The organism is Parvularcula lutaonensis (genome assembly GCF_014651915.1).
Classification (GTDB): Bacteria; Pseudomonadota; Alphaproteobacteria; order Caulobacterales; family Parvularculaceae; genus Parvularcula; species Parvularcula lutaonensis.
Genome location: NZ_BMXU01000002.1, coordinates 842,742 through 865,510 on the forward strand (window position 1 = coordinate 842,742; position 22,769 = coordinate 865,510).

Here is a 22,769-nt window from a genome sequence, read left to right on the forward strand (position 1 = left end):
GTATGGGCGCGGTCTGGACAGCGCTGAAATACGGCGTCCGGTTCGTCATCGGGCTTGTCATCGTCAGCCTGTTCTTCCTCGCATTCTACCGCTTCTTCCCGGTGCCGGGCACAACGCTGATGGGTTGGCGCTCGATGCAGGGCGAAGAGGTCAAATACGACTGGGTTTCGCTCGACGAAATCTCGCCGCATCTTATCCGTGCCGTGATCGCTTCGGAGGACTTCAAGTTCTGCCGCCATCTCGGCTTTGACCTTGGCGAGATGAAAGCCGCCTGGGAGGACTACAAGAACGGTGAGCCCCTGCGCGGCGCATCGACCATTTCCCAGCAGACCGCGAAGAACGCCTATCTCTGGCCCGGCCGGGGTCCTGTACGTAAGGTCTTCGAGGCAGCTTACACCGTGCCGATGGAGCTGACCTATTCCAAGCGCCGGATCATGGAGATCTATCTGAACGTGGCCGAGTGGGGCGATGGGATCTTCGGTGCGGAGGCCGCTGCGCAGGAGCGCTTCGGCAAGTCAGCCAAGGACCTGACGAAGTACGAGGCTTCCCTTCTCGCCACGGTCCTGCCGAATCCGAACGAATGGCGGGTCGACCCGCCGGGGCCTTACGTTCGCAAGCGCTCCGGCACCGTGCGGGCACGGATGAATACCGTCGAGGCCGAGGGCTTCGACGCTTGCGTGTTCAAGGACTGACCTTGCCGCGCTTGATGGCGCGAACCAGGAACCGCCCTGGATGCACCATGTCAGCCGCATCGCGGGTCAGGGGCGAGACCCCGCCGCAGAGCTGCGCCGCCACATGCGCGGCAAGGATCGGAGCTGTCACAAGGCCGCGCGAGCCCAGTCCCGTAAGGACGTAGCGACCTTTGCGATAGGGCGCAGGCGGATAATCCTGACGCGAGCCCTTGGCGAGGCCACGATACGCGTGGATCGCACGACCCGTATCATAAAGCGGCCCTGCCATCGGGTGCCGGTCCTGCGTCGTCGCGCGAAGTGCAGCACGGGAACTGACGTGGTTGCCGACGGGTCGTCCGAGCAACGCCGCGGCCGATGCCCTGTTTGCCTCCGTATTCTCCGCCGATGGACCGACCTCGCCGCCCGCGAATGCCGCATAGGTTGCGCCCGCGATGAGCTGGCTGCCGAGAGGCGCCACATAGGACCCATCCGTGACGATTCGATCGAGGCACGGACCATCGAAGACATCGATCTGTCCAAGGGACGGCATCACCGCGTCAGCCTGCGTCGCTTGGTGCGCAGCGCCTCGTGCGTCAATGACTGCGGCAAAAGGGCCGTGCCGTTCGCCATTCGCAGTCTCAACAAAGCTTGCGTCCTCCTGATGGATCGAAACGACTGTGTTTGCGATCTGTTGCACCCCAGCCATCAGCGTACGGACTGCAACTTCCGGTCTCAGAACTCCCGCGTCACGCACCAGCGCCCTGCCGCCATGGAACTCAAGCGCACCGTCAGGCCATAGTCCGTGGGAGGCAATGCCTTCGGCCTTGGCATCGTCGATAGCCATCTCCCCACCGCAAGGCGTGAAGGCTTCGGGCATGATCCGGTAGGTTCGCACGGCATGGAGAAAGGCGTCGCGATAGAAGCGGGCTGCTGGACTGTCGTCGGCGTCGAGTCGCGGCATGACCAGGCCCGCCGGGTTCCCGGATGCACCGCCTGCAGGCTGCGGGTCGAACAGCACGGCTTCGCGGTCGTGTGCGTGGAGGGCATGGGCCAGATGCGCTCCGGCGATGCCGCCACCGATGATCGCCACCTTTCCCGCTGGCACAGGACCTGGTGCTGCGAACCACGGGTTTTCGGAAGGTTCCCCGTTCGGCTCATCGATCCTAGCACGGAGCATATGTTTCTTGCGGCCGAAACCGGGCGCTTTTTCCCACGCAAAGCCTGCACCCTCTAGGGCAGCGCGGACGCCGCCGGCGACGGAGAACGTCGCTGCAGTCGCTCCGGATTTCGACAGGCGCGCAAGCTGCGCCATGACAGCGGGTGACCACATCGCGGGGTTCCTGGACGGGGCGAAGCCGTCGAGGAACCACGCATCGGCCTTGAAGTCAGCGGCGGCCAGAGCCTTCTCGGCCTCCCCGAACGCAATGGTCAGGCTGATATGCGGCGCAAGGTCCAGACGGACCGTTCCGGGGCAGGGCTCTGGATAGAGCGCAGCCAGCCGATCCGCATAGGGACGAAGTTCAGGCCAGCGCTCCGCGATCCGCCGCTGCATCTCGACAAAGCGGTCCTTGTGCAGAGGGAACGCTTCGCAGCTCCAGATATGGAGCGGGCCACTACGGACCTCGGCACAGGCCTGCCATAGGGCCAGAACGTTCAGTCCCGTGCCGAACCCCAGCTCGCCGACGACAAAATCCTGCCCCCTTTCCACGCTTTCGAGCCGCCGGTGCAGGTCATTTCCATCGACAAAAACGTAGCGGCTTTCCGCCAACCCGTCTTCGGGCGAGTAGTAGATATCTCCGAAGCTCAGCGAACGGAGTGTTCCGGCCTCGCCTTCCTCAAGCTCGGGCTCGCCGAGCCTGCTCACGCTTCCAGGAGAAGGGCCAGCATCGCAGCGGATGGGTAGCCGTCAGCCGGCAGACCCTGGGCCTTCTGCCACGACCGTAGCGCGCGGCGCGTGTTGGGGCCTATCACGCCGTCAATACCGCCGGGATTATAGCCCAGCTCAGCGAGCCGGGCCTGCAACGCCTCGCGCTCGGATCGGCTGAGCGGTCGGTCATCGCGTGGCCAGTCCGCGACAAGCCCTTCCTCCGAGCCCTTGATCCGTTCACTGAGGAGAGAGACTCCGAGAGCATAGGAAGTGGCGTTATTGTAGCGCTTGATGACATCGAAATTCTTGAACGTCAGGAACGCCGGCCCCCGTGCACCCGCCGGAAGGAGCAGCTTGGCTGGCGTGTCGAGGTCCACCGCGTCGGGCAGGGCGACACGGGCGCCCTTCACGCCCGCGCGGATCCAGTCGACGACGGCGACCTTGGTCCCATCTGCAGCAGCATAGTCGAAATCGTTAGGAAGCGTCACTTCGATCCCCCACGGTTCGCCCGTGCGCCATCCGGCCTCGTCAAGGTAATTGGCGGTCGAAGCGAAGACATCTTCGAGATCGCCCCAGAGATCGCGACGGCCGTCATTGTTCTGGTCCACGGCATAAGCGAGGTAGGTTGTCGGAATGAATTGCGTCTGGCCCATCGCCCCGGCCCAGCTGCCCTTGAGCTGGTCGCGGGTGGCGTAGCCTTCCTGCAGGATCTTCAGTGCAGCGATCAGCTCCCGGCGCCCGAAGGTCTGGCGCCGGCCCTGGTAACCAAGGGTCGACAGGGCGGAGAGGATGTCATTGGTGCCGAGGATCCGACCGTAATTAGACTCAAGTCCCCAAATGGCCGCGATGACGCCCGGATCGACGCCATAGGAATTGCTGATCATCTCCAGCGTGTCGCGGCTTTCGAGATAAGCCTTGCGGCCGTCTGCGACGCGGCGGTCAGAAACGGCGCTGTCGAGATATTCCCAGATCGGACGGACGAATTCCGGCTGGTTGGCATCGCGCTTGAGGACGACGGGGAGAGGCTCCACCGTCGCCATCTCGATGTCGTAGATCTCCGGGTGGATGCCTGCGGCGATGGCGTCGTCGCGGAAGTCGCGGCGGAATGCCTCGAACTCCGGGTTCAGCGTAGCGACGGCAAGCGCGAGTGCGGCAAGTGGCGCGATGATCAAGGCGAGTGCTCCCCAGACTGCACAACCGCTATCCTAGCTGAGCGGAACGGTGCGGGTCCAATGACGATCTTGCCGGGATTCAGGACACAGCTTGGTAAACGGCACGTATAAGGGCGACTGCCCGCGGGTCGGCGACGAGGTGCGGAGACTGTTTGTTCGGCACGAAGGCGAAGCTCAGCCCCCTTGCCGGGTCAGCCATCACGCAGGAGCCTCCGAACCCGTAATGGCCGATGGCTGTTGGCGGAGCGCCGAAGATCTCGCCGGTCTCACGCATGACACCTGCGGCCCAGGAAAGGGTGAAGGGCAGCACCTTGTCCGGACCGTGGATGCGTTCTTTCCACGCTTCCTCGCGCGCTTCATCGCTGGCGGTGAGGCCGAGGCCCGTGCCGAAGGCGAAGAGCTGCATGAATTCTGCGAGGCCGCGGGCATTGGCGTGCATGTTCGACGCCGGAATCTCGGCTGCGGCCCATTCCTGCCGTGAAACCCCGGAAGGAGCAGACCAGGGCTTGAGGAAGGCGGCCTTCTTGATCTCGTTGAGCTCTCCTAGGTCAGGAGCCTGTTTCGGCTTCACCAGCGGCGCCGCACGGGTCGCCTCGCTCAGGGTCATGCCGCAGATCACGTCCCGGGTCAGCTTGCGAAGCTGCTGGCCGACCGACTGACCTTCATTGACCCGGCGCAGGATTTCCCCGGCAATGTAGCCGTAGGTCTGTGGCCCGTAGCCGGACGCGGTGCCCGGCTCCCAAAGGGGTTCCATCGCCGCGATGGCGGCGCAGGTCGCATCCCAGTCGAGCCATATCTTCGGATCCTGCTCCTCCACGAAAGCAGCCAGCCCGGCCTGGTGGCTGAGCACCTGGGCGACGGTGATGTCCTGCTTCCCGGCCTGGCCGAATTCCGGCCAGAGCGACGCGACGGTCTGGTCGTAAGAGAGCTTGCCCTCCGAAACCGCCACCATGACCAGCGCGGCGCAGACCGCCTTACCCGACGAGAAAACGCAGGCCAGCGTATCCGTGGTGAAGGGAAGGGTCTTCGCCTTGTCCTGGAAGCCGCCGGCAAGATCGACGACGGTATCGCCCTCGATCATCACCGAGACAGTCGCGCCGAGGTTCTCACCCGCTTCAATGCTTTGCTCGAGGACCTCCCGGACGCCCTCGAAGCTGCCGTCGACGTGCCCCTGCACGGGTCAGTTCAGTGCGCAGGAGAAGGCCGAGGCCGTCACTGCCCGCGCGATGCGGGGATCTTCGATCTGGCGCAGCGAAGAAATCGCCTCGAGCGCCGTATCGGCGCGGTCGAGCTCCACCGTGAAGCGGGCGAATTTGTTGAGCTGGTCGTCGTTCAGCCGGTCGTCGAGCTCATCCGCCATGCACACCGACCGGTCTCGGGACAGGCCCAGATTCTCCAGCCTGTCGGCGATGGTCATCTTCGACACCGTAGCACAGCCGGTCACGGCGAGGAGAGATGCGGCAAGAGCGAAAGAACGAATGATCACGGCGAGGGGTCCCTGAACGACGCTGCGTGTGAGATGGTATCAGCCGGAGCGATCCTGCGATAGGCCTTACGCTTCGACGTCTTTCTTGCGGAAGGTCACGGCGAAGAGGACGTCGCCGTCAAACAGGTCCTTCGGAGCGTCATGGCCCTCGATCATCTGGAATTTCCGCGGCGTGATCGAGCCTTCCATGACGTAGCCCTTCTCAGCCATCTTGCCGCGGTGGAATTCGAGAGCGGCAGCGCTGAATTCACGGGCGAGAATGGTGATGCGCTCGGGTTGGTCGGCCATGTCTGGTCCCTCATATAAGTGTTCGAAACAGCCGCACGCATCGCAGGTTCCGCGCGCGGCTTCAACAGGCAGGTTCTGCGAACCATAGGGAACGGGTATGCAAAAGGCACTGATTGTCATCGGCATCGTGATCGTCGCCGTCGGGCTTTTTTGGCCTTGGCTGTCCCAGATCCCGCTCGGCCGCCTTCCGGGCGACATCGTGATCGAGCGCGGCGGCGTGAAGGTCTACCTGCCTGTGATGACCTGCGTGGTGATCAGCGTGGTGCTGACGGTTTTGGTGCGGGTTTTCGGGGGGCGGTGAGAGATGCGTGTCGCGGAAGGCCGACGAGCGTCGCGCCACCGTCTTGCTGTCATTCCCGCGCGAGCGAAGCCTCACGCTTGGAAGTCACAGGGAGCGCTGTTTGGGTTCCGGGTCCCAGCTTCGCTGGCCCCGGAAGGACAGGTCCCGGAATGACAGCGGCTAGAGGAGTGCTTTCGCCTTCAGCCAACCCAGCAGCGCGTCGGTGCATTCGTCCGGCTTCTCCCACATGATCCAGTGGCCGCTGTCGATCTCGGCTCGTGAGAGATCGGCGATCCGCTCTTCCATGCCGAGGGAGGCTTCCGGCGGGAGCATGAGGTCGCGGCTGGCCGTGACCATCAGGGCGGGGACGGTGATCGGCGGGTCGAAGGCTTTGCGTTCTTCCCAGTGAAGATCGATGGCGCGGTAGACCATGGTCGGCGCCTTGTGGCCGGACTTCCGGTAAGCCTCGACATAGACCGGCAGGGCTTCGCTAGGCACGACGACATCCGGGTACTGACCGTCCGACTCGGCGAAACGGTCGGGCAGGGCCATGACGCCGGGCATGAGCTTGCCCCAGGTTTCACGGGGCGGGCCGGGGCGGAAGATGAAAGGGAAGAACTCCTCCTCCCGCCCGCCGAAGACGCGGTCGGGCAGCTCCTCGTCCTGGAACTGTATGATGTAAAAGCGCTCGCCGAAGCGCTTTTTCATGATGGCGAGCGGTGGGGCCGGGGCAATCTCGGGATAAGGGGTGCAGAAGCTCGCCACGCCGAGGCACCTGTCCGCAAGGCGCTGGCTCATCGGCCAGGCGATGGCGCCGCCCCAGTCATGGCCGACGACCACGGCTTTTTCGAGGTCGAGCGCATCGAGAAGGGCGCGGTAGTCCTGTGCGATCTTCTCCATGTGGTATTCCGGCACGTCTGTCGGTTTGGACGATCCGCCGAAGCCCTTGATGTCGGGCATGTAGAGGCGGCAGCCTGCTTTTGTCAGTGCAGGGACGAGAGGCGCCCAGCTGAAGGCGAGTTCGGGCCAGCCATGGAGCATGAGAAGCGGCAGGCCATCCTCCGGTCCGGCGACGTGGACGGAGAAATCCACGTCGCCCGCCCTGACCATCTGCGGCTCGGGAAAGCCAAGCGGCAGGCTCACGCGAAGCAGCTCGCGATGAAGTCGTAGGTGCGTTTCTTCTGTGCCTCGGCAATGGGCAGGCCGGGAATCATGTCGAAAGCGTGGATACCGCCGGGGTAAATCTCAAGCTCGGTGCGGTTGCCCGCTGCAAGCCACCGGGGCGCCATGAAAAGGGTGTCGTCGAGGATGGGATCGAGCGTGCCGACCGTGAAGATCGCCGGGCAGAGACCTGAAAGGTCCGCATAGAGTGGGGAGATCGCCGCGTCCTCCTTGTCGAGGTCCGGGAACTGCTCGGGCGGGAAAAGCTGATCCGCGAACCAGTTCACGATGGGCGTGGAGATGATGAGGTTGCGCTCGCCCCAGAGCTTGACGCTCGGGGTGCCTGACATGTCGTAGACGCCGTAAATCAGGTTCGCGCCGGCAAAGCGTTTGTCGTGATTGTCCCGCATGCGGAGGATGGTGACGGCGGAGAGGTGGCCGCCCGCGCTCTCGCCGCCGACGACGATCTTGTCAGTGCCGAAGAGATCCTGTGCATTCTCGAAGAGCCAGACCGCAGCCGCTTCGCAGTCGTCAGGGGCCGCCGGCCAGACATTCTCCGGCGCAAGGCGGTACTCCACGCTGACGACACCGCAGGAGAGCTTCTGCGCCATGGCGGCAAGGGTCTGGTCCTGAAGGTCGGCATTGCCAAGGACATGGCCCCCTCCATGGATGTGGAGGTAGATGCCCTTGAGATCCCCGCCGGGGTGGAAGACGCGGACGGGCACCTCCAGACCGAGGGCTTTCGCCGTCTCCCAGCGCGCCATCTCATGTTCGGGCTGCTTGCCGAGGACGCCTTCGCCTGAACGCCGGACCTCACGGACGACCTCCGGGCCGACCTCCATGATGGTCGGGCGAGAGGCGAGGAAGGCCTCGATCTGGTCATTCATGGCCTGGGTCTCAGGCGCGATGGAGGCGGGGTCGAAGACTTTCGGATCGATGATGAGCATGGAAGAAGTTTGCCCCGATGCTCGCCGGGTTGGAACCCTCGCGAACCGTCAGGCACTGATAACCGTTATGACGGGCGCGACGGCGGCTGAGGTGCGGCTCTGCGTCACTTGCCAGTCGGGCGAGGACGCCAAAATCCAGCAGGCGGCCTTTGACAGGCGCGGAAGCAAGGACGGCCAGCTCCGATGATGGAATGCGCGATACTCGACGATTTCGGCAGCGGTGCGGCCGCTCAGTGGTTCACCGTCAATGACGGGGTGATGGGCGGACGGTCCGAGGGCGGGATCGCCGTGCGGGACGGAGCGCTGGTCTTTGAAGGCACGATCAACACGAATGGCGGGGGGTTCTCTTCGATAAGGCGGCAGCTTTCGCCGGGTGAGATCGCCGGTGCCGTCGAGATCAGGCTCGAGGCCGAAAGCGATGGCCGCGGCTATGAGCTGATCCTGCAGGGCGACGCGCGCTATCGCGGCCGGGCAGTGACCTACCGGGCGAAGCTGGAGCCTCGCGAGGGCGGGCTGGCGGCTAAGCTGAAAGACATGCCGACGACGGTGTTCGGGCGCAACGTGCCTGCTCCGCCGTTCGATCCTGCGAAGGCGGAGCAGTTCGGGATCATCCTCGCCGATGGCAAGGACGGGCCGTTCCGGCTCGCGATCTCGAAGGTCGAGGTCTGCGGCTAGAGGCCCCTCCGGAATTCATCCTGTCAACTCTTGCAGTCCACCGGGAAATCCCGGCACACCCGCGCGATGGTGGCGGTTCACGAGAGAGACGAGACGGCTGAGGACCCGCGCGAAACCCTGCGGGAGGTCTTCGGCTTTGAGGATTTCCGGCCAGGGCAGAAGCCCGTGGTCGATGCGCTTCTTTCCGGCCAGAACGTGCTCGCCGTAATGCCGACCGGGGCGGGGAAGTCGCTGTGCTTCCAGGTCCCGGCGCTGATGCGTCCCGGCTTTGCCGTGGTCGTCAGCCCACTGATCGCTCTCATGCAGAACCAGGTTGCGCTGCTTCAGAGCTTCGGCGCGCCTGCCGGGATGCTGCATTCGGGGCGGACGCGGGAGGAGAACGTCGCCGACTGGAAGGCTGCGGTCGCGGGCGAGATCAAGCTTCTCTATATGTCGCCGGAACGTCTGGCGACGGAGCGTATGCAGGCGGCGCTGGCGAAGGCCGATGTCAGTCTTTTCGTTATCGACGAGGCCCATTGCATCAGCCAGTGGGGGCATGATTTCCGGCCGGAATACCTCGCGCTCGAGAACCTCAAGACCCTGAAGCCCGGAACGCCGGTGGCTGCCTTCACCGCCACGGCGGATGAGGACACGCGGGCGGACATGGTGGAGCGGCTGTTCGCTGGGAACGTCGAGACCTTCGTCTCGGGCTTCGACCGTCCGAACCTTACGCTTTCCGTCGAGGAGAAGTCTGGCCCTGACAAGCGGATCGAAGAGCTGTTGCATGAACGGCGGGGCCAGCAGGGGATCGTCTATTGCGGCTCGCGCAAGAACACGGAGAACCTTGCCGAGAAGCTCTCCGCCGCCGGGCACAACGCCATCGCTTATCACGCAGGGCTGCCAGACGAGGAGAGGGGCGAGCGGCTGAACCGCTTCCTGTCGGAGCCCGACCTCGTCGTCTGCGCCACGATCGCTTTCGGCATGGGGATCGACAAGCCGGACATTCGCTATGTGATTCATAGGGATATGCCTGCTTCGCCCGAAGCCTATTACCAGGAGATCGGGCGCGCCGGCCGTGACGGGCGGCCTGCCGAGGCGATCCTCCTTTACTCCGCTTCGGACCTCATGTTCCGTCGCCGGATGATCGACGATGGCGGAGCGCCGGAAGACATCAAGCGGCATGAGAAGCGCAAGCTCGATATCCTGTCGGCCTATTGCGAGGCGCTGACCTGCCGCCGGAACCTGCTTCTCGGCTATTTCGGCGAGATGCGGACCGAGCCTTGCGGGAAGTGCGATGTCTGTATCGACCCTCCGAAGACGGAGGATGCCACCGCTGATGCACGTCTGTTCCTCGAAGCGGCGATGGAGACGGGGGAGGTCTATGGACAGGCCCACCTCATCGACGTGCTGCGCGGAGCGGAGACGGAGAAGGTGCTGAAGGCCAAGCATGACGACCTGACGGTCTTTGCGCGGGGCACGAAGCGTCCGGCGAAGAGCTGGCGGTCGCTGGTCGGGCAATTGTTCGCTCAAGGCTATGTCGAGATGCAGGGCGAGTACCGCTCGATCGTCGTCACGCCCCAGGGGCGGGGATTCTTGAACGCCGGCGGGTCAGTCTCGCTGAAGAAGACCCGCGCGAAAGAGACAACGCAGGCCCTGAAGAAGACCCAGATCGTGGTGCCGCCGGATTTTGACGAGGAACTGCTCGGTCGTCTCAAGGCGAAGCGTCTGGAGCTGGCGAAAGCCAAGGGCGCGCCTGCCTACACGATTTTTTCCGACCGGACGCTGATCGACATGGCCGTGCGCCAGCCCACCAGTCAGGCGGAGCTGCTGGCAGTGTACGGCGTCGGCCTTCGCAAGGCCGAGGTCTATGGCGAGACGTTCCTCGAGGTTATCCGGGGTTGAGCGCCGTTACCGCTTGCGCAGGCTGAGGAGCTTGCCGATGAGCCAGATCGGCAGGACGATGACCGCGCCTGTCGCAATCAGGGTTCCGACCAGCGAGAGACCTTCGAGGCCCGTTCCGAAGAGATCGATCAGGCCTGTCTGCATCCATTCGTAGAGCTGCTGCCACATCCGGATCGGGTTGAGGCGCAGGATCGCGAGGAGCGCACCCACCACGAGACAGGCCACAGCCAGACGGATGACGGTGCGCAGAATGGCGCCGCCATTGACGGTGGGGGACAGGATGCGGTCACGCAGGGGGTTCTGGTCGCTCATGGCGATAGATTTAACCCTCTTCGCGCCGGTTAGAAGACCTGATCTGCCGATCAGACCTGGAAAGTGCCAACTTGGCCACGGTGCCGGAGGGCATGGTCGCAGAGGGTGATGGCCATCATGGCCTCGACGACGGGGACGGCGCGTATGGCGACGCAGGGGTCGTGGCGGCCCTTGGTGACGACCTCGGTCTCTTCGCCCTGCGCCGTGACCGATTTGCGAGGCGTGAGGATCGAGGAGGTGGGCTTGATCGCCACGCGGGCGACGACCGGCTGACCGGTCGATATGCCGCCGAGAATGCCGCCTGCGTGGTTGGACAGGTAGTCGATCTTGCCGTCCTTCATCCGCATCTCGTCGGCATTCTCGACGCCTGACAGGCGGCCAGCGGCCATGCCGTCGCCGATCTCGACAGCCTTGGCTGCGTTGATCGACATGAGTGCGGAAGCAATGTCCTGGTCGAGCTTCCCGTAGACCGGCGCGCCGAGGCCAGCGGGTAGGCCCGTCGCTTCCGCTTCGACGATGCCGCCGAGCGAATTGCCGGACTTGCGGGCGTCGTCGAGGGCCTTCTCCCATGCCTTGGCAGCGTGAGGATCCGGGCAGAAGAACGGGTTCTGATCGACAGCGGCCCAGTCACGTGCCGCAGCATCATGCGGCCCCATGGAGACGAGCCCCGCGCGGATCGCAACGTTACCGAACAGTTGATCTAATACGAATTGCGCGACAGCGCCCGCGGCGACGCGGGCTGCAGTCTCCCTTGCCGACGAGCGGCCGCCGCCGCGGTAGTCACGGACACCGTACTTGGCGTCATAGGTGACGTCGGCATGGCCGGGGCGGTATCTGTCGCGGATCTCGGAATAGTCCTTCGAACGCTGGTCCGTGTTGCGGATCATCAGGCTGATCGGCGCTCCCGTGGTGACAATACCGTCCGTTCGGTCATCTTCAAAAACGCCTGATAGAACGTCGACCTGATCGGCTTCCTGGCGCTGGGTGACGAAACGGGACTGGCCGGGGCGGCGACGGTCGAGAGCGGCCTGGACGCGTTCGAGATCGAAGGGGATGCCCGGTGGGCAGCCATCAATGACACAGCCCAAGGCTGGTCCGTGGCTCTCGCCCCATGTGGTCACGCGGAAAAGATGGCCGAAGGAATTGTGCGACATGATCTCTCCATAGCCCCAGCCGCTCAAGGAATGGTAGCGGTGATGCTGCGCCTCGCTTAGGAGAGCGGTCATGAGTGAGTCTGACGATAAGCCCGAGGCCGAAGCCGGCACCGAGGCACTGATCCCCGATACGCCCACCGCCGAGGACTATGCCAAAGAGGCCAAGGCGCAGGAAGCCTTCTCCGTCGATGCCGACCAGGGCGATGTCTTCGGTGACCACGAGGAGCCGCTTGCGCTGTTCAAGGAATGGCTCGCGCTTGCGAAGGAACACGAGATCAACGATCCGAACGCCATGGCGGTTTCGTCGGTGGATGCGGAGGGGAAGCCAGACAGCCGGATGGTCCTGCTGAAGGAACTCGATCACGGCTTCACCTTCTACACCAACCTCGCCAGCGCCAAGGGCGAGCAGTTGCAGCGTAACCCCAACTGCGCGCTGCTGTTCCACTGGAAGTCGATCCGGCGCCAGGTGCGGATCCGCGGGCGGGCCGAAGTGATCTCCGACGAACTGGCGGATGCGTATTTCGCCCGCCGGGACCGGGGCGCCCGCATCGGTGCCTGGGCCAGCCAACAGTCCCGGCCGATGTCGGGCCCGGATATCCTCGAGACCCGAGTGGCGGACTACGAGGCTCTCTTCGAGGGCAAGGATGTGCCGCGACCTGACTGGTGGAAGGGCTTCCGGGTCATTCCCGAAACCGTGGAGTTCTGGGTCAACCGGCCGTTCCGCCTGCATGACCGAAAGCTGTTCCGGCAGACCGATGACGGCTGGGAGACAGAGCAGCTCTACCCCTGAACGAGGCGCGCGATGGAATACCTTCACACGATGATCCGGGTCTCCGATCTCGAAGAAACGATGCGGTTCTTCTGCGATGGCCTCGGGATGGTGGAAACCGGCCGTTATGACAACGAAAAGGGGCGGTTCACGCTGGTCTTCCTTGCGGCTCCCGGCGATGTGGAGCGGGCGAGGACAGCCAAGGCACCGCTGCTCGAGCTGACCTACAACTGGGATCCCGAAGAGTATTCCGGCGGGCGGAATTTCGGGCACCTCGCTTACCGGGTCGACGATATCTACTCCGTCTGCGAGCACCTCCAGTCGATGGGGGTGACCATCAACCGGCCGCCGCGGGACGGGCATATGGCCTTTGTCAAAACACCCGACGGGATCTCGATCGAGCTCCTCCAGCGCGGCGAAAACCTGCCTCCGAAAGAGCCGTGGGCGTCGATGAACAACACCGGCACCTGGTAGTCCTCAGCGGAGAAAGCAGTCCCGCAGCGTCGTCGGAGAGGTGCTCGAGTGCGATCCGCCGCATCGCTACGCCCATACGTTCAAGTTCACAGGCTATGAGGATACTCCGTGCGCCGTCACCTATGAGCTGAAGGAGCTCGATGACGGGGAGCGGTTCTCGCTGATCGCCTGGGACATGCGCGAGGGGACGAAGACCGCATGAGGCATGGCGCAGGGCCGACCGTTCATCGTCAACACCTTCGGGCAGGTGGCGGACAACGGCAAGCCGGCCTTCGGCACACGGATGATGCTGTGGATGATGGGCCTGATGGCGCCTTTTGCACCCAAGGCGAGCCAGTCAGAGAACTGGTCCTTCGAGACCATCAGCAGCCTCTAAGGGGAGGACAGGACCATGGCGACACCGGAAGAACAGCTGGCGACGACGATGGCGAACATCCCAAAGAAGACCGGGAGAACGCTCGATGAATGGATCAAGCTGATCCGCGCCAGCGGGCTCGAGAAGCATGGCGAGATCGTGGGAATGTTGAAGACCGACCACGGGGTCGGGCACGGCTTTGCGAACCTGATTGCGACCAGGGCGCGGGAGACGGGCGGTGAGGGGGAGGTGGACCTCGTTGCCGCGCAGTATTCCGGGGCCAAGGCCGGGCTGCGCCCTCTCTATGACGAGATCCTCGCCTATGCGCAGGGCCTCGGCGAGGATGTCGAGGTGGCACCGAAAAAGGCCAGCGTCAGCCTGCGGAGGAAGAAACAGTTCGCGCTGATCACCCCGGCGACGAGGACGCGGATCGATCTCGGCCTCGCGCTAAAAGGGGACGAGCCGACCGGGCGGCTCGAGCCCTATAACGCCATGTGCAGTCACCGGGTCCGGTTGGAGAACTCGAAGGATTTTGACGCCGAGGTGAAGGCTTGGATGAAGGAGGCTTATGGCCGCGCTGGTTGAACGACCGGTTGCTCGCTAATCCGCGTCGCGTACGGGCGCTCGCCGCGCCAGAAGACTTTGGTCGGGTTGAGCCAGCTTGCCGTGGCGGAGATGTTCCGGCCAACCGTGCACAGACGATAGGTATGGCCGTCGCCAGCCTTGCTGTTGAGCTGGGCCGAGAGATCAGCGCTATCGATCCTGAGGCCGAGGGGTACGACGACGTCCTCGGTGCGGATGGTCAGGGCTTCGCCAGTCTCGACATTGACGATCGACCAGAGCGGGGTCTTGCCGTAGCGGCGGGTTTCGGTTTCCGCACCCATCGACGTGATTTGAGCATCGAAGCAGTCGCCCGTGGCGATGCGGTCGAAATTCGCTCTTACGGTGTAGGCTGAGGTTTGGACGAGGGCCATCAGGATGATGGCGAAGCCGGTGCCTGCCAGCGCCTTGCCCCAGCCGGGAAGGGCGTTGACACGGTCCTTGATGAGAGGCGTCTTCGTCCCCTGCATGGCCCAGCGCACGCCGAGGCCTAAGGCTAGGGCGAAGCTGACGATCCGGATGCCCCATTTGAGGCCTCCCCCGATATACGGAAGAAAGCCGAGCGCGGCGCCGATGGTGGAGGCGAACGCCCCCCAGATCAGGATGGTGAGCAGCGGCCTCGTGCGGGCCCATAGGAACACGCCGCCGACCCTCGGGATGCTTTCAAGCGCCGTCCATGCGCGCGCGAAAAAGTGCTCCAGCGCCGGGCGGTGGGCGCTGGCGTTCGTATCCGTTGTCTGCATAACATTTAGGTAAGAACGGATTGCGCCCATCACAATGGCTGGCGGTGTATTCTGTCCGTTGCCGACGTTACTTCAACCGCCCTGAGCGCGTGAATTTCTCGTCGACGATCCGAAAGACCTTGACGTCCGCGTCCCTCACAGCGCGATAGCTGGCGGCCCTGTCCGCGGAAGCAGACCAGAAAATATTCTCCGCCTGCAGACAAAGCTGCTGATAGAGGTCCCGGTCATAGGGCTGGTCGATGAGCGCAGCGATGTCGTCCGCCAGCTTTTTGGCCAAGGCGTAGGCTTCTTCTTCTCCGGCGATGAAAGACCTGTGCGCGGCGATCTGCGACTTAAGGGCTTGTCCCAGCACGGCGCGCTCTTCGTCGTTGAGCTGCGACAGCAGGAGCTCTCTCTCGCGAACTCCTTTGCGGAGTTCGTCGAGGTAACGCAGCATGGTTGACGTTGTGAACTCCATGTCCTCAGCAGTCGGAATATAGACGAAGGATCCGCCTTTTTCTTTCCTGCCGATCACGCCGAAGGCGGTGCTGGCGAACACTGCGTGGTGGTTCTGGAGCTTGAGCGCAGAGTCATCCATCAGGAGCTTGAGGTTCTGCCGCCGCGCGTAGATGGCATTGAACCACATCTCGGAAAGGAGCCTGTTCACTTCGGTGTCGATGCCGTTCTGGCGCTTACGCTTGCGCTGGTCCCATCCGGTGGTCTGGCGGAGGAGCTCTTCGTGCCGCTCGAGCATGCCGCGCTTGTCCGCTTCGATGGCTTCGGGCGCGATCATGCGGACAGATGAGATCGGGCGGAGCGCTTCGATCTCGGCCTTCGCAGCAACGAGCTTGCGCCGCGCGTCAATGGAACTTGAGGTCGGTCCTCCCGAAGTGTCCACCTCGGCCTGGATCGCGCAGCTCGACGGGGCGGCTGCGATGTGGGCCAGGGCGGCTGCCTCCATGCGATCATGGTGGTTGTAGGCGTCGAGGATTTCATCGGCCGTGGGCGCGCCCTGTGCAGCGGTCACGGCAGCAGCGATCGCTGCGAAGGCGAAGTGGAATATGGCCATAGAAAAGCCCCTTGTGGAAAAACCTTAGAAGTACGACGCAAGGGCTGACAAGGGACTATAGGCTCTTGCCTTTTAGCCGAGCCGCGTTTATCGCGCGCGGATCAATCCACAGGGCGGTGGACCTTCGGTGGCGCAAGCTTCCCCATCGCCCGAGGCTCAACCGAAGGAGACATCGTGAGCTTACCTGAATTCTCCATGCGTCAGCTGCTGGAGGCTGGCGTCCACTTTGGCCACCAGACTCACCGTTGGAACCCGAAGATGCGTCCGTTCATCTTTGGCGAGCGCGGCGGCGTGCATATCATCGACCTCTCGCAGACGGTTCCGCTCCTCCACCAGGCGCTGCAGAAAGTGCGCGACGTGGTGGCAGGCGGTGGCCGCGTGTTGTTTGTCGGCACCAAGCGCCAGGCCCAGCAGCCGATCGCCGAGGCAGCCGAGCGCTGTGCCCAGTACTACATGAACCACCGTTGGCTCGGCGGCACGCTGACCAACTGGGAAACGGTGTCCAACTCGATCAAGCGCCTTGGCGAGATCGAGGAAACGCTGAACAGCGAGACTGCGAACTTCACCAAGAAAGAGCAGCTCATGATGACCCGCGAAGCGGAGAAGCTGAAGCTTTCCCTCGGCGGCATCCGTGACATGGGCGGCCTTCCGGACCTGATGTTCGTCATCGACGTCAACAAGGAGCAGATCGCCATCAAGGAGGCCCAGAAGCTGGGTATCCCGGTCGTCGCCGTTGTCGACACCAACTGCTCGCCGGACGGCGTGCAGTACGTGATCCCCGGCAATGACGACGCTTCGCGCGCGATCTCGCTTTACTGCAACCTCGTTGCCGATGCGGTCATTGATGGTCTCGGCGCTGCCGCTGTCGCGTCCGGCGAAGACCTCGGCGAGATGGAAGAGCTGGCTGAAGAAGTCCTGCTCGCCGACGAGCCGACCACGGAAGCCGAAGCCGCTGCCGAAGAGAAAGTCGAGCAGAGCGAAGAAGCCGTCGCTGAAAAGAGCGCCTGAGCCTCTTCACTGGTGCAGCCTGAAGACTTCCGGCTGCACCGCTTTCCCGATCCTGATGGCGCGGAACCTTACTGAACCGCGCCTTGACAAATCGGGCTTGGGCGCAGACGTGCGCCACCATTAGCGAACACCAATGGGCGGCTCTCACGCACGCCCCTCCGAGGAGAACCAGAAATGGCTCAGATCACCGCATCGATGGTGAAAGAACTGCGCGAAATGACCGGCGCAGGCATGATGGACGCCAAGAAAGCGCTCGTCGAAAACGACGGCAATGTCGAGCAGGCCGTCGACTGGCTGCGCACGAAAGGCCTGGCGAAGGCAGCGAAGAAAGCGGGCCGCACGGCTGCTGACGGCCTTGTCGCCTACGCCCTCGACGACACCAAGGGCGCGCTGGTTGAAGTCAACGCCGAGACGGACTTCGTTGCCCGCAACGAGAAGTTCCAGACGATGGTCCGCGATATCGCCGACATCGCCCTGACCGTCGACGGCGATACCGACAAGCTGCGTTCGGCCCCCTATCCGGGTACGGACAAGACGGTCGATGAGCAGATCACGGCCATGGTGGCCACGATCGGCGAGAACATGGCCCTGCGCCGCGCCGAAGGCATCTCCGTCGAAAACGGCGTTGTCGTGCCTTACCTGCACACCCCGATCGCTGACCGTGAGGGCAAGATCGGCGTTCTCGTCGCTCTTGAATCGACCGGCGACAAGGAAGCCCTGCAGGCTGTCGGCAAGCAGATCGCGATGCACATCGCCGCCGCCCGCCCGCAAGCGCTGAACATCGAAGGCCTCGACCAGGCTGTCGTCCAGCGCGAGAAGGATGTCCTCTCGGAACAGGCCCGCGCGTCGGGCAAGCCGGACAATATCATCGAGAAGATGGTCGAAGGCCGCATCCGTAAGTTCTACGAAGAGAGCGTCCTGCTCGAGCAGATCTTCGTCATCGATGGCGAAACCAAGATCAAGGACGTCGTCAAGAATGCTGGCGCCGAGCTCAAGGGCTACATCCGTTTCGAGCTGGGTGAAGGCATCGAGAAGGAAGACGATGACTTCGCCGCCGAAGTCGCGAGCCTCAACAAGAGCTAAGCCTTCCGTCTACGGAATTGTGAAGCCTGGGCCATCGTGCCCGGGCTTTTTTATTGGCGGAGGGCTTCGGCAAAGGCTTTCGCCATCGCTGCGCCGCGATCGGGTGCGTGGTCGAGGAACAGCTCCGGCTCGATCAGCTCGAGCTCCATCACGGCCCAGCCGCCCCCGTGCGGAACGAGGTCGACGCGGGCATAAACCGGCGGTTCAGGACAGGCGGTGAGGGCGGCCATAGCGGCGCCGATTGCCGGGGCCGGCGGCTCGAAAGCTTCGACCCTGCCGCCGAAGTCGCTCTGCACACGGAATTCACCGTTCGCAGCAGTCTTCAAAACGGCGTGGCTATAGCGGCCTGCGAAAACCATGATCGAGATTTCCCCGAACGCGGTGATCTCGTCGAGGAACGGCTGGATCAGCACGCGCTCCGCGCCGACAAGCTCCGCCGCATCTTCCGCGCGCCTGACGCCGTAGGCAGTGCCCCCGACAAAGGGCTTGGCGATAAGCGGGCCACGGCCAAAGCGCTGCCGGACGCTCCTGGCAGTCTCGTCAGTCACGGTCTCAGCGAAGACCGTCGGGACGATCGGCGTCCTTCGCTCGACATCCCGCAGGTATCTCTTGTCGCTGTTCCAACGCAGGATGCCGAGCGCGTTAAGCGTGGGGGCCACCGGGTCGCGTGCGCCGAGCGCTCGATCCCAGGTCTCTGCTTCGAGGTGGTAGCCCCAGGCAAGGAGCGGCGTGGCGGCTCCGGTCGCGGGAAGCTCGGGCCAGGGGGCAGGCTGCGTTTGGATGCTGGCGCTGGCCAAAGCGGCCTGAAGCCGGTCGTAGTGTGCTCGCCACGGGAGCGGGCAGCCTCCATCGGGCACGAGGATCGTCAGGGTCATGGTGATACCGTCTGCTTCCGGCGCGCGGCGCGGCCGGTTTTTGTCTCGGGGCTGGCGCAGGCTCAGCGGATCGGGATGCAGGCGGTGAGGAACATCCGGGCAGGGTAGGCCCGCCTGATGGCTCCACGCAATCCCGGTCAGCTGCCGATACGGCCCTTGAGGTGAGCGGCAACGGCGGCGCGGACGTCGACGATGGGCGTCTTGGGCGCTTCGGTTTTCGCCGGGGGAGAGCCAGCCTCGACCGGGCCGAGGAGCTCGTCGGTCCAGCGTGCCATCGTCGCTTCGAAGGGCGCGGTGTCCCTGAAGGCGCGGGAGAGGACCAGAGCGCCCTGGATGAGGACCACGCCGCGAAGGGCGCGGGTGCGCGCCTCGTCGCTCGGCAGGCCCGCTTCGAGGAGGACATTGCTGAGCGCGCTGATCAGGGCGGAGACGACGGATTGGACGCCGCGGGTCAGGCTCTTGGGCGCTGCGTCCGGTGAGCCGAAGAGATTGATGAGGCAGGCGAGCGCACCGTCCCGGTAGTATTCGGAGAAGGCGCTGGCGGCGCGGTCGAGCTTCTCCCGCGGATCGCCGGGCTCGCGCAGCGGTGACAGGATGTTGGCATCAGCCCAGCGCAGCATCGAAGCTAGCGCCTCTTCCGCCATGGCCTCCTTGCCGCCGGGAAAGCGGTGATAGAGGCTCGCGCGCTTGAGGCCGGTCGCCTCGCTCAGACGGCTCAGCGAGGCAGCTTCATAGCCCGCTTCGCGAAACACGGTGACCACTTGGGCCAAAAGCTCTTCATCGGAGGTTTTTGCAGGTCTCGGCATGATGAGATCCTAACCGAACGGACGGTCAAATCCAAGCCTATGCTCGGTAGGGAAGCGATAGGGGCCTTCGAGTTAAGTCGAAGTTGACCGAGCGGCCGTTTATCGCGTGCGACGCCGGGGGCGCTCGGAACTGGTCCACGACATGGCAGCTTGCGGCGCTGCGGGCTTCTCCGCAGGCGCCTGCTCGGTCTTCTTTGCAGGGTCGCCCGGAAGCTGCGGCGGCTGCCAATGGCGCTCGACCCCAAAGGCCTTGAACGCGGCATTGGTCTCGTAGAGGCTCTCGATCATGACCACCGGGGTCGTGCCCGAATGCTCTCCGTTGAGATCGACGTCGCGCTCGAAGCCGCCAGGTCCGCCGCGAGGCTGACGGCGGGTAAAGGGTGTGAACAGCTGCATGACCTCGGAATAGGCGTCGAAAAGTTCCTCCACCGGAGCCTCGACGCCGGACTGCTCAAGATCCGTGATGTAGCTGACGCCAGCGTCGCGGGCCTCGCGGCGGCGGATACCCTGGGCGTGGATGCCGACCTCATAGAGGAAGAAATCGGCGATACGCTTGTTCTCTTTCTCGCTGAGCGGCTTCTGGCGGCTGTCGAGGATCTTCATGATCTTGCGCTTGTTCTCGCGGAACTTGCGGTACACCTCGCCGAGCAGGAGCGGGTCCGCGTTGCGGGTCAGCCATTCGAGCATCTGTCGGTCATCAATCCGGCCCTTGAGGTCGAAATCGCGGAGCATATCGAGGAAGCCCTTGAGGGATGAGACCCCGCCGCCCGTGGGCTCGGACTGCCAGAAATAGCCCGACGCCTGCGTGTCGGTCGGACCGAGGACGCTTGGCAGGCCCATGATGATCTCGTCGCCGCCGAGGGCGATGCCGGTGCCTGCCGAATAGGCCTCGAACGGCAGGATCACACCGATCTTCGCCTTGGGCAGGTAGTCGCGCAGCATGGCATGGAGCGCCCAGGGCATGGTCGCATCCCCGCCCCAGGTGGAAAGGTACAGGTCGATCCTGCGCACGCCGTCGGCTCGCGCACGGGCGACGTGGCGCTCGATGATCCGCACGTCCTCGGACAGGACCATGGTGTTCCAGCCATCGCGGTAGCTGGTGATGTAAGTGAGGACGAGGGAGCCACGCTGCTCCCCGATCTGCCGCAACAGATCGAGCCGCCGCGCTTCGGTCTCGCGAAGCGCGCGCATGCCTCTGCTCTCGGCAGGCTTTTGATTTTCCATTCAGACACCCCGAAGGCCCAGACCCCAGGCAAGACTATCAAGACCTGTGCCGCGGGGCGAGGGCCCAGGAAAAATTGCCGCTCTTTTCTAACGTCTCGTCATGGCGAGGGCGGTAGCGGGACAGGACCAAATCTGATAGCCGCCTCCAAAATTCGGAGACCCCCACATGGCAGAGCCTCTCTACCGCCGCGTCCTTCTCAAAGTGTCCGGCGAAGCGCTGATGGGTGACCGCGAGTTCGGCATCGACATCGACACCGTGGAACGGATCGCCAAGGAAGTGAAAGCCGCGACCGAACTTGGCGTCGAAGTCTGCATGGTCGTCGGTGGCGGCAACATCTTCCGCGGCCTCTCCATGGCCGAGAACGGCATGGAGCGGGCGAGCGCCGACTATATGGGCATGCTCGCGACGATCATGAACGCGCTGGCCGTGCAGAACTCGCTGGAGAAGATCGGCGCCGATACGCGGGTGATGTCCGCGATTGAGATGCAGTCGATCTGCGAGCCCTATATCCGCCGCCGCGCCATCCGCCACCTCGAGAAGGGCCGGATCGTGATCTTCGCAGGCGGTACGGGCAATCCGTTCTTCACAACGGACACGGGCGCCGCGTTGCGCGCCGCGGAGATGGGTTGCGAAGCGCTGTTCAAGGGCACCCAGGTCGACGGGATCTATTCAGCCGACCCGAAGAAAGATCCGAATGCGGAGCGCTTCGAGGAGATCACCTACAAGGAGATCCTCTCGAAGGACCTGCAGGTGATGGACCAGGCAGCCGTTAGCCTGACGCGCGAGAACAAGATCCCCATCGTGGTCTTCAGCCTGAAGGACGGGATCGTCGGTGCCCTGACGGGGCAGGGGAAGTTTACGACGGTTGTGAACGGGTAGGCTGGCCTATTCGCCTTCTTCGGAGTCCATCAGCACCGGCAGGGATGCCGTCAATGGACCGACGTAGAGATATCCGTCGAAGAAAGGCAGCAGATCCTCGTCAAAGACGATCCGAGGATAACCGATTTCCGACGGGCGGACGCGGCTGGGCTTCGCAGGGCGGCTGGCACCTACGCGATCGCGCATCGTCCATGCCGTCCCGCCGTCATGGACGAAGTCCAGGCTGATCGAGCCGTCGGGGAACAAGCTGGCCATCGGCGGGAAGGTGACGAAGGGGTATTGTCCTTCTGCTTTCGCCGCATGAATGCTCCCCACCAAGACAATGGTGCGGTTTGCGTCGTTAGTTCTGGAGAGGATTTCGTCCGCGTAGCCCTGTTCCATCAGGGACTGATCGCCGCTCTGCAGGGCCTTGATCGCTTCGGGCGAAACCTTGACGAAGGGCACGACTTCTATGTCGAGGCCTGAGCGTTTCAGTTCGGCGATGCGGACGAGCATCTCGAGGACAGCTTCGCTCGCCCGGCCGTCCTGGCCTTCCTAGAAGCCTGGCATGGCATCGACGAGCGCTTTGCGTGGATCATCCGCCTGCAGCGCAGCTTGAAGAGCGGCGTCGTAGCGCTTGCCGATCTCGACGGCGAACACTGTCTTGCCGCCACCCTTCGCGCTTGCAGCGCACACATATTCGGCGACCGCTGCAGGCCCTTCCTTGGTGCCATGCGTCTCGCCGAAGGTGAGAATCTGGCCCTCTGCCCGCAGGGCCGCCGCCTCCCAACCGGCGGGTGGCCTGCAGCCTGTTTGCTGCGCGAGGTTCGGCGCGGAAACGCACGCGGAAAGCGCTATGGTCGCCAAGGCGGCTCGAAACATGGAACGACACTCCTATCGAACCTGAGATTGGCAGGATACAGTTCGGCATACAAAGGATTTATCAGGAGCCGACGAAAACTCGGACCCCACTAGACCAAAACCAGAACATAGGTCATACCCGTGTTCTCGTAGTTCCGGGGTCATCCCAT

28 protein-coding genes are annotated in these 22,769 nt (G+C 63.8%); 12 read left to right on the top strand and 16 right to left on the bottom strand.

Annotated features, from left to right (window positions below):
* Positions 1-2: 2 nt before the first annotated feature.
* Positions 3-692: a monofunctional biosynthetic peptidoglycan transglycosylase gene (gene mtgA, locus IE053_RS12435; RefSeq protein WP_189576439.1), complete on the top strand. Its 690-nt coding sequence runs from the start codon at positions 3-5 to the stop codon at positions 690-692.
* On the opposite strand, the gene mnmC2 is transcribed toward mtgA, so the two are convergent.
* From mnmC2 to IE053_RS12460, 5 genes are all read right to left on the bottom strand, one after another.
* Positions 682-2,535 carry a tRNA (5-methylaminomethyl-2-thiouridine)(34)-methyltransferase MnmC2 gene (gene mnmC2, locus IE053_RS12440; protein ID WP_189576440.1) on the bottom strand — a complete coding sequence of 618 codons (1,854 nt, stop codon included), beginning with the start codon at positions 2,533-2,535 and terminating at the stop codon, positions 682-684. The genes mtgA and mnmC2 overlap by 11 nt on opposite strands.
* Entirely contained in the window at positions 2,532-3,710 is a 1,179-nt protein-coding gene (locus IE053_RS12445; RefSeq protein ID WP_189576442.1) for a lytic murein transglycosylase, read from the bottom strand. The genes mnmC2 and IE053_RS12445 overlap by 4 nt, the downstream gene beginning before the upstream one ends.
* A 79-nt stretch (positions 3,711-3,789) precedes the next feature.
* On the bottom strand, positions 3,790-4,887 hold the full coding sequence (locus IE053_RS12450) for a serine hydrolase domain-containing protein (protein ID WP_189576444.1): 1,098 nt from the start codon (positions 4,885-4,887) through the stop codon (positions 3,790-3,792).
* A 3-nt stretch (positions 4,888-4,890) separates the two neighbouring features.
* Positions 4,891-5,196 carry a hypothetical protein gene (locus tag IE053_RS12455; RefSeq protein ID WP_189576446.1) on the bottom strand — a complete coding sequence of 102 codons (306 nt, stop codon included), beginning with the start codon at positions 5,194-5,196 and terminating at the stop codon, positions 4,891-4,893.
* A gap of 66 nt (positions 5,197-5,262) precedes the next feature.
* Positions 5,263-5,484, bottom strand: a complete 222-nt coding sequence (locus IE053_RS12460; RefSeq protein ID WP_189576448.1) for an AMP nucleosidase — start codon at positions 5,482-5,484, stop codon at positions 5,263-5,265.
* Positions 5,485-5,581: 97 nt separating this feature from the next.
* Here IE053_RS12460 and IE053_RS12465 point away from each other — a divergent pair, with 97 nt between their 5' ends.
* Positions 5,582-5,785, top strand: a complete 204-nt coding sequence (locus tag IE053_RS12465) for a DUF2905 domain-containing protein (protein ID WP_189576450.1) — start codon at positions 5,582-5,584, stop codon at positions 5,783-5,785.
* A 159-nt stretch (positions 5,786-5,944) separates the two neighbouring features.
* Here IE053_RS12465 and IE053_RS12470 read toward each other — a convergent pair whose 3' ends face one another.
* Both IE053_RS12470 and IE053_RS12475 read right to left on the bottom strand, forming a co-directional pair.
* Positions 5,945-6,907 (bottom strand): alpha/beta fold hydrolase, encoded by a 963-nt coding sequence (locus tag IE053_RS12470; RefSeq protein ID WP_189576452.1) that lies wholly within the window; start codon positions 6,905-6,907, stop codon positions 5,945-5,947.
* The gene (locus IE053_RS12475) at positions 6,904-7,872 is read right to left on the bottom strand and encodes an alpha/beta hydrolase (RefSeq protein ID WP_189576454.1); all 969 of its coding nucleotides are present in this window, start codon (positions 7,870-7,872) and stop codon (positions 6,904-6,906) included. Before IE053_RS12475 ends, IE053_RS12470 begins: the two co-directional genes overlap by 4 nt.
* A 183-nt stretch (positions 7,873-8,055) precedes the next feature.
* On the opposite strand from IE053_RS12475, the gene IE053_RS12480 reads away from it, so the two are divergent.
* Both IE053_RS12480 and recQ read left to right on the top strand, forming a co-directional pair.
* Positions 8,056-8,547, top strand: coding sequence for a CIA30 family protein (locus IE053_RS12480; protein WP_189576456.1), 492 nt, complete (start codon positions 8,056-8,058; stop codon positions 8,545-8,547).
* 66 nt (positions 8,548-8,613) lie between these two features.
* The gene (gene recQ, locus IE053_RS12485) at positions 8,614-10,428 is read left to right on the top strand and encodes a DNA helicase RecQ (protein WP_189576458.1); all 1,815 of its coding nucleotides are present in this window, start codon (positions 8,614-8,616) and stop codon (positions 10,426-10,428) included.
* 6 nt (positions 10,429-10,434) lie between these two features.
* Here recQ and IE053_RS12490 read toward each other — a convergent pair whose 3' ends face one another.
* Both IE053_RS12490 and aroC read right to left on the bottom strand, forming a co-directional pair.
* Positions 10,435-10,740, bottom strand: coding sequence for a DUF6460 domain-containing protein (locus IE053_RS12490; RefSeq protein WP_189576460.1), 306 nt, complete (start codon positions 10,738-10,740; stop codon positions 10,435-10,437).
* Between the two features lie 50 nt (positions 10,741-10,790).
* Positions 10,791-11,894 (bottom strand): chorismate synthase, encoded by a 1,104-nt coding sequence (gene aroC / locus IE053_RS12495; protein WP_189576993.1) that lies wholly within the window; start codon positions 11,892-11,894, stop codon positions 10,791-10,793.
* 70 nt (positions 11,895-11,964) lie between these two features.
* Here aroC and pdxH point away from each other — a divergent pair, with 70 nt between their 5' ends.
* The 5 genes from pdxH to IE053_RS12520 are packed head-to-tail and all read left to right on the top strand — an operon-like array spanning position 11,965 to position 14,077.
* Entirely contained in the window at positions 11,965-12,684 is a 720-nt protein-coding gene (gene pdxH, locus IE053_RS12500; RefSeq protein WP_189576462.1) for a pyridoxamine 5'-phosphate oxidase, read from the top strand.
* 12 nt (positions 12,685-12,696) lie between these two features.
* Complete coding sequence (locus IE053_RS12505) at positions 12,697-13,137, top strand: VOC family protein (protein ID WP_189576464.1); 441 nt, start codon at positions 12,697-12,699, stop codon at positions 13,135-13,137.
* A gap of 40 nt (positions 13,138-13,177) precedes the next feature.
* Positions 13,178-13,339: an SRPBCC family protein gene (locus IE053_RS12510; protein WP_189576466.1), complete on the top strand. Its 162-nt coding sequence runs from the start codon at positions 13,178-13,180 to the stop codon at positions 13,337-13,339.
* A 3-nt stretch (positions 13,340-13,342) separates the two neighbouring features.
* The gene (locus tag IE053_RS12515; RefSeq protein WP_189576468.1) at positions 13,343-13,513 is read left to right on the top strand and encodes a hypothetical protein; all 171 of its coding nucleotides are present in this window, start codon (positions 13,343-13,345) and stop codon (positions 13,511-13,513) included.
* A 15-nt stretch (positions 13,514-13,528) separates the two neighbouring features.
* Positions 13,529-14,077, top strand: coding sequence for a DUF4287 domain-containing protein (locus IE053_RS12520; protein WP_189576470.1), 549 nt, complete (start codon positions 13,529-13,531; stop codon positions 14,075-14,077).
* On the opposite strand, the gene IE053_RS12525 is transcribed toward IE053_RS12520, so the two are convergent.
* Both IE053_RS12525 and IE053_RS12530 read right to left on the bottom strand, forming a co-directional pair.
* The gene (locus tag IE053_RS12525) at positions 14,059-14,835 is read right to left on the bottom strand and encodes a hypothetical protein (RefSeq protein WP_189576472.1); all 777 of its coding nucleotides are present in this window, start codon (positions 14,833-14,835) and stop codon (positions 14,059-14,061) included. The genes IE053_RS12520 and IE053_RS12525 overlap by 19 nt on opposite strands.
* A gap of 67 nt (positions 14,836-14,902) precedes the next feature.
* Positions 14,903-15,883, bottom strand: coding sequence for a hypothetical protein (locus IE053_RS12530; protein WP_189576474.1), 981 nt, complete (start codon positions 15,881-15,883; stop codon positions 14,903-14,905).
* Positions 15,884-16,057: 174 nt separating this feature from the next.
* On the opposite strand from IE053_RS12530, the gene rpsB reads away from it, so the two are divergent.
* Both rpsB and tsf read left to right on the top strand, forming a co-directional pair.
* Positions 16,058-16,891, top strand: a complete 834-nt coding sequence (gene rpsB / locus IE053_RS12535; RefSeq protein ID WP_189576476.1) for a 30S ribosomal protein S2 — start codon at positions 16,058-16,060, stop codon at positions 16,889-16,891.
* A gap of 174 nt (positions 16,892-17,065) precedes the next feature.
* Complete coding sequence (gene tsf / locus IE053_RS12540) at positions 17,066-17,974, top strand: translation elongation factor Ts (protein WP_189576478.1); 909 nt, start codon at positions 17,066-17,068, stop codon at positions 17,972-17,974.
* Between the two features lie 50 nt (positions 17,975-18,024).
* On the opposite strand, the gene IE053_RS12545 is transcribed toward tsf, so the two are convergent.
* The 3 genes from IE053_RS12545 to IE053_RS12555 all read right to left on the bottom strand — a co-directional run bounded on the left by IE053_RS12545 (position 18,025) and on the right by IE053_RS12555 (position 20,846).
* A complete protein-coding gene (locus IE053_RS12545) occupies positions 18,025-18,849 on the bottom strand; it encodes an ATP-grasp domain-containing protein (RefSeq protein ID WP_189576480.1) in 825 nt (274 codons plus the stop codon).
* A 137-nt stretch (positions 18,850-18,986) separates the two neighbouring features.
* Positions 18,987-19,655, bottom strand: coding sequence for a TetR/AcrR family transcriptional regulator (locus tag IE053_RS12550; RefSeq protein ID WP_189576482.1), 669 nt, complete (start codon positions 19,653-19,655; stop codon positions 18,987-18,989).
* A 99-nt stretch (positions 19,656-19,754) separates the two neighbouring features.
* The gene (locus tag IE053_RS12555) at positions 19,755-20,846 is read right to left on the bottom strand and encodes an SDH family Clp fold serine proteinase (RefSeq protein ID WP_189576484.1); all 1,092 of its coding nucleotides are present in this window, start codon (positions 20,844-20,846) and stop codon (positions 19,755-19,757) included.
* Between the two features lie 199 nt (positions 20,847-21,045).
* Between IE053_RS12555 and pyrH the strand changes: the two genes are divergently transcribed.
* Entirely contained in the window at positions 21,046-21,759 is a 714-nt protein-coding gene (gene pyrH / locus IE053_RS12560; protein ID WP_189576486.1) for a UMP kinase, read from the top strand.
* 6 nt (positions 21,760-21,765) lie between these two features.
* On the opposite strand, the gene IE053_RS12565 is transcribed toward pyrH, so the two are convergent.
* Positions 21,766-22,254, bottom strand: coding sequence for a hypothetical protein (locus IE053_RS12565; protein WP_189576488.1), 489 nt, complete (start codon positions 22,252-22,254; stop codon positions 21,766-21,768).
* 39 nt (positions 22,255-22,293) lie between these two features.
* Positions 22,294-22,620 carry a hypothetical protein gene (locus IE053_RS12570; protein ID WP_189576490.1) on the bottom strand — a complete coding sequence of 109 codons (327 nt, stop codon included), beginning with the start codon at positions 22,618-22,620 and terminating at the stop codon, positions 22,294-22,296.
* Positions 22,621-22,769: the final 149 nt, after the last annotated feature.